This window comes from Psychrobacter sp. TB55-MNA-CIBAN-0194 (genome assembly GCF_040309505.1).
Taxonomy (GTDB): Bacteria; Pseudomonadota; Gammaproteobacteria; order Pseudomonadales; family Moraxellaceae; genus Psychrobacter; species Psychrobacter fozii.
In genome coordinates this window covers 1-237 of the sequence record NZ_JBEOOW010000758.1, presented here as the reverse complement: position 1 = coordinate 237, position 237 = coordinate 1, and the positions used below count along the sequence as shown (strand labels likewise).

The following is a 237-nucleotide window of genomic DNA, read 5'->3' as shown; positions in this document are numbered from 1 at the left end:
CTATTACTAATGAATAATGTTTACAACTGAGTTTATGCCCCTGGTTTTACATCGATGTCAGGTGCTGGGATATCCCAAATATAAAACTTACCATCTTCAACGAGCTTAATTTGTTGACGAATAACGGTATTATTAGGCACTTGTTGCTCAAGACGACGCAAACGTTCTAGAGCGTTGTCGCGGCGATCGCTCAATAAATCTGACTGCGCCAAGCTTTGTTCTGCTTCGGTATAGCCC

The 237-nt window shown here is 42.2% G+C and carries 1 pseudogene; it reads right to left on the bottom strand.

Features of this window, described 5'->3' with window-relative positions:
* Positions 1-32: 32 nt before the first annotated feature.
* Positions 33-237 (bottom strand): annotated as a pseudogene (locus AAEY75_RS16990) (hypothetical protein); the annotation flags it as partial.